We start from the raw sequence: 8,107 nt of genomic DNA, 5'->3' as shown, positions 1-8,107 counted from the left end.
GACCTTTGCCTTCGGAGGGCAACGCTCTATCCAGCTGAGCTACGGGTCCGTACTGCGGCGCTTCTATCTGAAAACCTGGCACCCGGCAACGGCAATGGAGTATTTCAACTTTTATTGCCGAATGCTGTCATCTCTTGCGCCAGGCGGATCAGTGGCAGATGGTCTGGCACCGCGAACTGGCTTTCCCGGAGGCTTGCGATTCCCAGCACCTGCACCGCCTTTGCGTCATCACCCGCCTGCAATGGCAGGCCGCGTAAATTTCCGGGCAGCCTGAAGCAGAACCCCTGCGTGGAGACGCCAAAAACATCGCCCTGGCGGATGCTGGTGCCAGGCAGGTTATTCCATGCCACGCGAATGTCGAACGGACGGTCATATAGGCGGTGGCCTGCCGGTGCCGCCGAAATACTCCGCAGCAGCCCCTCGTCCATTCCGGTTTCTTCCACCGCCTCACGGATCGCCGCGTCCAGCGGGTTTTCCATTCCGCCGTCCACATCATCGATAAACCCGTCCGGTAGCGCCAGCAGCCCGGCACCGGGATGATGCAGCCGGGTGATGAGCACCACCTGGCCGAAATCATCAAGCAAAATGGCATCGGCCGCATGGCGCAGATGCAGCGCCACATCTCCTGCGCCGGGCAGGCTCACACGGCCCAGGTCATGCACGGCATGGCTGGGAATGTCCCCAAATCGCCCCGCGATAAAGCGATCGGTGATTTGCCGCTGCAATGCGGCATCCACGATCATATGGTCTCTAACGGCTTCCACAGGCCCCTCCACAACGAACAAGGGGCACCCCATGAGGTGCCCCTTGTTTTCTGTTCAGGCCGCGTCGCCTGAGGCGCGGTCGGCGCGCTTGCGGGCGTTGGGGTCCAGATGTTTCTTGCGCAGGCGCACGGCGCTGGGGGTTACCTCCACCAGCTCATCATCCTCAACATAGGCAATCGCCTGTTCAAGCGTCATCTTGCGGGGCGGCACCAGCAACAGCGCCTCGTCCTTGCCGGCGGCGCGGATGTTGGTGAGCTTCTTTTCGCGGACCGGGTTGATGTCGAGATCGTTCTCGCGCGAATGCTCGCCCAGGATCATGCCGACATAAACCTTCTCGCCAGGGGAGACGAACAGCACGCCGCGGTCCTGCAACGCGAATAGTGAGTACTGCACGGCCTCGCCATCCTCGGAGGAGATGAGCGCGCCATTGCGGCGGCCCTCGATCTTGCCTTTCCAGGGGCCATAGCCCGCGAACAGGCGGTTCATCACGCCGGTGCCGCGCGTGTCGGTGAGGAACTCGCCATGGTAGCCGATCAGTCCGCGCGAGGGGATGCGGAAGGTCAGGCGCTGCTTGCCGCCGCCGGAGGGGCGGATGTCCGAAAGCTCACCCTTGCGGCGGGACATTTTTTCAACGACAGCGCCGGCATAGGGCTCGTCCACGTCGATCAGCACTTCCTCGTATGGCTCCTCGCGTTCGCCGGTCTCTTCGTTGGTGCGGGTCAGCACGCGCGGGCGGCCGATGGTCAGCTCGAAGCCCTCGCGGCGCATCTGCTCGATGAGCACGCCAAGCTGGAGTTCGCCGCGGCCGGAAACCTCGAAGGCGTCGGTCTCTGAGCTGTCCGCCACCATGATGGCAACATTGCCCTCGGCCTCGCGGTATAGCCGGTCGCGGATCTGGCGCGACGTCACCTTCTTGCCTTCGCGCCCGGCCAGCGGGCTGTCATTGATGCGGAAGGTCATGGAGAGGGTCGGCGGGTCGATCGGGGTGGCGGGCAGGGGGCCTGGCAGATCCATCGAGCCGATGGTGTGCGGGATGGTGGCGTCGGTCAGCCCCGCGACGGCGACAATGTCGCCGGCCGAGACTTCGTCCACGGCCACGCGGTCCAGGCCGCGGAAGGAGAGTAGCTTGGTCAGGCGGCCGGTTTCAACCACGGTGCCATCCAGGCGGTAGACCTTCACCGGCATGTTGACGGTGGCGCGGCCCTGCTCCACGCGCCCTGTCAGCACGCGGCCGAGGAAGGTGTCGGACTCCAGGATGGAGGCAACCATGCCAAACGGCGCTTCGGCATCCAGGTTCGGCGCGGGAACATGGGAGAGGATCAACTCGAACAGCGGGGTCAGGCTCTCGCGCGGGTCGGCCAGATCCTTCACAGCCCAGCCCTGGCGGCCGGAGGCGAACAGCATCGGGAAGTCGAGCTGTTCCTCATTGGCGTCTAGCGCGGCGAAGAGGTCGAACATCTCGTTGTGCACATCGTCGGGGCGGGCGTCGCCACGGTCGATCTTGTTGACGACCACAATCGGCTTCAGCCCGCGCGCCAGCGCCTTGCCGAGCACGAATTTGGTCTGTGGCAGCACACCCTCAGCGGCGTCTACCAGGATCACGGCGCCATCCACCATGTTCAAAATACGCTCCACCTCGCCGCCGAAGTCGGCGTGGCCTGGGGTGTCGACAATGTTGATGCGCACGTCATTCCAGACCACCGAGGCCACTTTCGCCAGAATGGTGATGCCGCGCTCCTTTTCGAGGTCGTTGCGGTCGAGCGCGCGCTCGGTCACGGCCTGGTGGGCCGCATAGGCGCCGGACTGCTTGAGAAGCTGGTCGACGAGCGTGGTTTTGCCATGGTCAACGTGTGCGATGATGGCGACATTGCGGATTTTTGGAGCGGACATTTTTGATGGGCCTGACAGTTAGTGCAGTACAGATAGTGCAATGCTTGGGCCGCTGCCTCGTATGAACGGAGCAACGGCCCAAAAATCGCGCGGAAGATTTCCCGCTCCGCATAGCCATATTGCGCCGCAAAAGCGAGGGCTAAAACGCCATTGCAGCGTTGCGGCGGCATGTAACCCAAAAATTAATGGAATTGCGGCATGAAAGCCTCGTCACGAACTAGGCATTTGCCTAAGCATTGGTCTTGATGGGAGGCGAAACCGGCTTGAGAATTTTGTTGTCTGGCATAGGAGCGATGCTGCTGCTGGCCTCTGCCGCGTGGGCAGATCTGCCGCCGGGGCAGGCTTGCGCCACCGCCGGGCATGCCGCCGAACAGGCCGCCGCTTTGCCGGCCAACCTGCTGGTCTCCATCGGCAAGGTAGAAAGCGGCCACCCCGACCCGTTGACCGGCCGCATCGCCCCCTGGCCCTGGACTGTGAACGCTGACGGCAACGGGCAGTATTTCGCGGACAAAGCCGCGGCTGAAGCCTTTGTCCGGCTGGCCTTATCCTCCGGTGCGCGCGATATCGACGTCGGCTGCTTCCAGATCAGCCTGCAAAACCACCCGGATGCCTTCGCCTCCCTCGATGATGCCTTCGACCCCGTGGAAAACGCCAATTACGCCGCCGGCTTCCTCAACCGCCTGAAAAACCAGACCGGCTCGTGGAACACGGCCATCGCCGATTACCACTCCGCGGAGCCGGACCTGGGTTTGCCCTATCAGCGGCGTGTTCTCGCTGTCTGGCATGGTATCGGCAACGTACCGCCAGGGTTGGACACCCAGCTCTCCACCGCGCTCAATGCGCCGGACCCTTATGTTATCATGATGTCGCCCGCGGCCCGGCGGGTTCATGTCTATACCCTGGACAGCCCACCCGGCGCCGGGCTGCCGCACGGCCTGCCCCGGTTGATCACGCCATAAAAAAGGCCAGAGGATCAACCTCTGGCCTTTTTGCCGGTGTAATACCAGTCAGCCTTAAGGCGGACTGGTATGCGCGCGGGGCTGGTGGGGCGGCCGCGCGCAAAATCAATAGCTTATACCAGCCCGCCACCAAACCCAGAGAGTCAAGCTCTTGGCGGGCCGGTGTAACCGCAGGGATCAGATCTCCAGCAGCAGGCGGCGCGGGTCTTCCAGGCTTTCCTTCACGCGCACCAGGAAGGAGACGGCCTCGCGGCCATCGATGATGCGGTGGTCATAGGAGACGGCCAAGTACATCATCGGGCGGATTACCACTTGCCCGTTCACCGCCACCGGGCGTTCCTGGATTTTATGCATGCCCAAAATAGCCGACTGCGGCGGGTTGATGATCGGCGTGCTCATCAGCGAGCCGTAAACGCCGCCGTTGGTAATGGAGAAGGTGCCGCCGGAGAGCTGCTCCAGTTTCAGCGTGCCCTCCTTGGCGGCCTTGCCGAACCCGGCGATCTCCGCCTCGATCTGCGCGATGGTCTTCTCACCCGCGTCACGGATCACCGGCACCACCAGCCCATTGGCGCCGCCAACGGCGATGCCCATGTGGACGTAGTGCTTGTACACGATGTCATCGCCGTCGATCTCGGCGTTAACCGCGGGAAATTCCGCCAGCGCCGCGACCACGGCCTTCACGAAGAAGCCGTTGAAGCCCAGGCGCACGCCCTTATGCTTCTTCTCGAAGGCTTCCTTGTACTCGCTGCGCAGCGCCATGATCGCGCTCATATCCACCTCGTTGAAGGTGGTGAGCATCGCGGCGGTGTTCTGCGCGTCCTTCAGGCGGCTGGCGATGGTCTTGCGCAACCGGGTCATCTTCACGCGCTCTTCACGCGTGTCGGGCGCGCGGGCGGGCTTGGCCGCGGGCGGGGCGGGCGCCACGGGCGGCTTGTTGACGAACGCCAGCACATCCCCCTTTGAGATGCGGCCGTCCTTGGCGGTGCCGGTGCCGATCTCGGCGGCGGAGATGTGCTTCTCCTCCATCATCTTCGCGGCGGCGGGCAGTGCCGCCACGCCGGGACGCGCCACGGGGCCGGGGGGTGTCTGCGGCGGATGCACGCCGGCGGCGGCGGCGGGCGCGGTTGCAGGGGCAGATTTGGGCTCGATTAGTTTCGCCGCAGGCTTTGCCCCTGCGGCGCCGATCCGGCCCAGCAGCGCGCCGACCTCGACCTCAGCCCCTTCCGGTGCGATGATCTCTTCCAGCGTGCCGGCCTCCGGCGCGTTAACCTCAACGGTCACCTTGTCGGTTTCCAGTTCCACCAGGGGTTCGTCGGCGGCCACTGTGTCCCCGGCTTTTTTCATCCATCGCGCGATGGTTGCGCTGGTAACGCTTTCCCCAAGTGTCGGGACTTTGATGTCGGCGGCCATAACTGCTCCTAATTTGTAGACGCGGGGTCGTTTGGGAGGTGCTGCGAAAGTTTAGACGGATAATGCCTCGTTCACCAGGGCGGCCTGCTCGGCGGCATGGACGCGGGCAAGGCCGGTCGCCGGGCTGGCCGCGGCGGTGCGGCCAACATAGCGCGGCCGCTTGGCGGCGCCTCCGGCGGCAAGCAGCACAGCCTCGATCTTGCGGTCAACGAAGGTCCAGCCGCCGTTGTTCTCAGGCTCTTCCTGGCACCAGACCACCTCAGCCTTGGTGTAGGGCGCCAGCGCCGCCTGCAACTTGCGGGCCGGGAAGGGGTAGAACTGCTCCAGCCGGACGATGGCGACATTCGCGATGCCGCGTTCGCGCCGCTCGGCCAACAGATCGTAATATACCTTGCCGGAGCAGATCACGACACGCTTCACCTGTGCCGGTGCCGCGATTTGGTCGATCTCCGGGATCACATATTTGAAGCCGGAGCCGGTGGTCATATCGCTCAGCGGCGAGATGGCCAGCTTATGCCGCAGCAAGGACTTAGGCGTCATCAGCACCAGCGGCTTGCGGAAGTTGCGTTTGAGCTGGCGGCGCAGCGCATGGAAGTAGTTTGCTGGCGTCGTCAGGTTGCACACCGTCATGTTGCGTTCGGCGCAGAGCTGTAGATAGCGCTCCAGCCGGGCGGAGGAGTGCTCCGGCCCCTGGCCCTCATGCCCGTGCGGCAGCAGCAGCGCGAGGCCGCACATGCGCAGCCACTTCGTCTCGCCAGAGGCCAGGAACTGGTCAATAATGACCTGCGCGCCGTTGGCGAAATCGCCAAACTGCGCTTCCCACAGCACCAGCACGCTGGGGTCCGCCAGGGCGTAGCCGTATTCAAAGCCCAGCACGCCGACCTCTGAGAGGAGTGAGTTGAAGATCTCAATCCGTGCTTGGTCCGTGCTGATATTGTTCAGCGGCGTGTATTCGTTCTGGTTGGTCTGGTCGATCAGCACGGCGTGGCGCTGGCTGAAGGTGCCGCGCTGGCAATCCTCGCCGGAGAGCCGCACGCGGTGGCCGTCGAGCATCAGCGTGCCGAAAGCCAGCGCCTCGCCGGTCGCCCAGTCTATGCCCTCGCCGGTCTCGATCATCTGCCGCTTGGCTTCGAGCTGGCGCAGAATTTTGGAGTTGATGTCAAAATTTTCCGGCGGCGTGGAGATGGCCTTGCCAACCTGGTGCAGTTGCTCCAGCGGCGCGGCGGTGGCCTGTTCCTCCTGCTCGTCCTCCTCGGTGGCTTGGCCCAGGCCCGACCAATGGCCTTCCAGCCAGTCCGCCTTGTTCACCTTGTACGCCTGCGCGCCCTTGTAGGCGTCCTCCAAGGTCTGGTTGTAATTATCCGCAATGGCCTGCGCCTGTTCGGCGCTCACGCTACCTTCGGCCGCCAGGGCGTCGGCATAGAGCGCGCGCGTCGTCTTCAGAGCCTTGATCGCTTTGTACATGATCGGCTGCGTGAACGCCGGTTCCTCGTTCTCGTTATGGCCATGGCGGCGGTAGCAGACGAGGTCGATCACCACATCCACCGCGAATTCCATGCGGAATTCGGTCGCCAGCCGGGCCGCGAACACCACGGCCTCCGGATTGTCACCGTTCACATGCAAAATCGGCGACTGCACGGCCTTGGCAACGTCCGTGCAATACAGGCCGGAGAAAGCATGCGCCGGAACGGTGGTGAAGCCGATCTGGTTGTTGACCACCAGATGCACCGAGCCGCCGACGCGGTAGCCGATCAGCTGGCTCATCGCCAGGGTCTCATACACCACGCCCTGGCCCGCAAAGGCGGCGTCGCCATGCATCAGAATTGCCATCGCGTTGCGGCGGGTGGCATCGCCCATCATGTCCATGCGGGCGCGGATCTTGCCGACCACCACGGGGTCCACCGCTTCGAGATGCGAGGGGTTGGGTTGCAGCGAGAGATGCAACTGGTTGCCGTTGATGTTGATGTCGGTGGAGGTGCCGAGGTGGTACTTCACGTCGCCGGAGCCTTCCACATCCTCAGGCTTGGCGCTGGCGCCGCCGAACTCGCTGAACAATGCGACGAGCGGCTTCTGTACGATGTTGACCAGCGTGTTCAACCGGCCGCGGTGCGGCATGCCGATGGCGATTTCCTTCACCCCGCCCTTGGCGGCCGTCTCGATGATCGTATGCAGCGCCGGAATCGTGCTCTCGCCGCCTTCCAAGCCGAAGCGCTTGGTGCCGACATAGCGGCGCTGGCAGAAGGTCTCGAAACTGTCAGCCTCGGTCAGCTGGCGCAGAATCTTGGTTTTCTCTTCCGGCCCGAATGCGGCGAGCCAGGGTGCGCCCTCAATCCGCTGCTGAATCCAGGATTTTTGCGCCGGGTCCTGGATGTGCATGAACTCGACGCCGATTTCCCCGCAATAGCTGGCGCGCAGGATGGCGAGAATTTCCCGCACCGTCGCGTTGTCATGGCCGAGCACGCCATTGATGAAAATGGGCCGGTCCATGTCCTCGCTGGTGAAGCCATAGGTGGCGGGGTCAAGCTCGGGATGCTGGCGCGGCTGGCGCAGATGCAGCGGGTCGAGCTGCGCTTCCAGATGTCCGCGCACGCGGTAGGCGCGGATGAGCATCAGCGCGCGGATGGAATCCAGCGTCGCGGCGCGGGTGTCGGCGGTGGGCGGCGGGGCGGATTTGGTGGCCTCCGGCACTTCGAAAACCGCGGGGCGCGGCGCCCAGGAAGCGCCCGATGCATCGGTGAGGACCGAGCGCGCCTCATCGTCCAGCGAGGCGAAGAGCACCGCGAAATCCGGGTCCACCGAATGTGGGGCGGAGATCCATTTTGCGTAAAGCTGTGCGATGAACTGGGCATTCGCCCCGTTCATGGCGGTTGCGATGATGTCGACGCCGGCCATGCCAAACCTATCCCTCTATAAAGCGATTCCGTCCCGCTTGTTCCACGCTGCCACACCGCGGCAGCGTCAAGCTCACCCTCCCGCGCGAGAAGGGCGGGTCTGCGAACTCTGCGGGCATATAAGCCACAAGCCCGGCCTGATCTTTATCCGGTTTGGAGGGGCTGGGTTGTTCAACCTGCATGTGTATCAGAT

5 protein-coding genes are annotated in these 8,107 nt (G+C 63.8%); 1 reads left to right on the top strand and 4 read right to left on the bottom strand.

The features are described from left to right. Positions 1-104: 104 nt before the first annotated feature. Together PHE40_RS01585 and typA are read right to left on the bottom strand one after the other, a co-directional pair. Entirely contained in the window at positions 105-764 is a 660-nt protein-coding gene (locus PHE40_RS01585) for an NUDIX hydrolase (protein ID WP_299957037.1), read from the bottom strand. 54 nt (positions 765-818) lie between these two features. Continuing rightward, positions 819-2,654, bottom strand: a complete 1,836-nt coding sequence (gene typA, locus PHE40_RS01580) for a translational GTPase TypA (RefSeq protein WP_299957034.1) — start codon at positions 2,652-2,654, stop codon at positions 819-821. A 263-nt stretch (positions 2,655-2,917) separates the two neighbouring features. Between typA and PHE40_RS01575 the strand changes: the two genes are divergently transcribed. Next, positions 2,918-3,613: a transglycosylase SLT domain-containing protein gene (locus tag PHE40_RS01575; protein WP_299957032.1), complete on the top strand. Its 696-nt coding sequence runs from the start codon at positions 2,918-2,920 to the stop codon at positions 3,611-3,613. Positions 3,614-3,790: 177 nt separating this feature from the next. Here PHE40_RS01575 and odhB read toward each other — a convergent pair whose 3' ends face one another. Then, positions 3,791-5,023: a 2-oxoglutarate dehydrogenase complex dihydrolipoyllysine-residue succinyltransferase gene (gene odhB, locus PHE40_RS01570; RefSeq protein ID WP_299957030.1), complete on the bottom strand. Its 1,233-nt coding sequence runs from the start codon at positions 5,021-5,023 to the stop codon at positions 3,791-3,793. Between the two features lie 51 nt (positions 5,024-5,074). Further along, positions 5,075-7,915 (bottom strand): 2-oxoglutarate dehydrogenase E1 component, encoded by a 2,841-nt coding sequence (locus PHE40_RS01565; protein ID WP_299957028.1) that lies wholly within the window; start codon positions 7,913-7,915, stop codon positions 5,075-5,077. Positions 7,916-8,107 lie beyond the last annotated feature (192 nt).

Source organism: Acidocella sp. (assembly GCF_028687955.1).
Taxonomy (GTDB): Bacteria; Pseudomonadota; Alphaproteobacteria; order Acetobacterales; family Acetobacteraceae; genus Acidocella.
The sequence above is the reverse complement of the archived record's forward strand: the minus strand, read 5'-3'. Positions and strand labels throughout refer to the sequence as shown.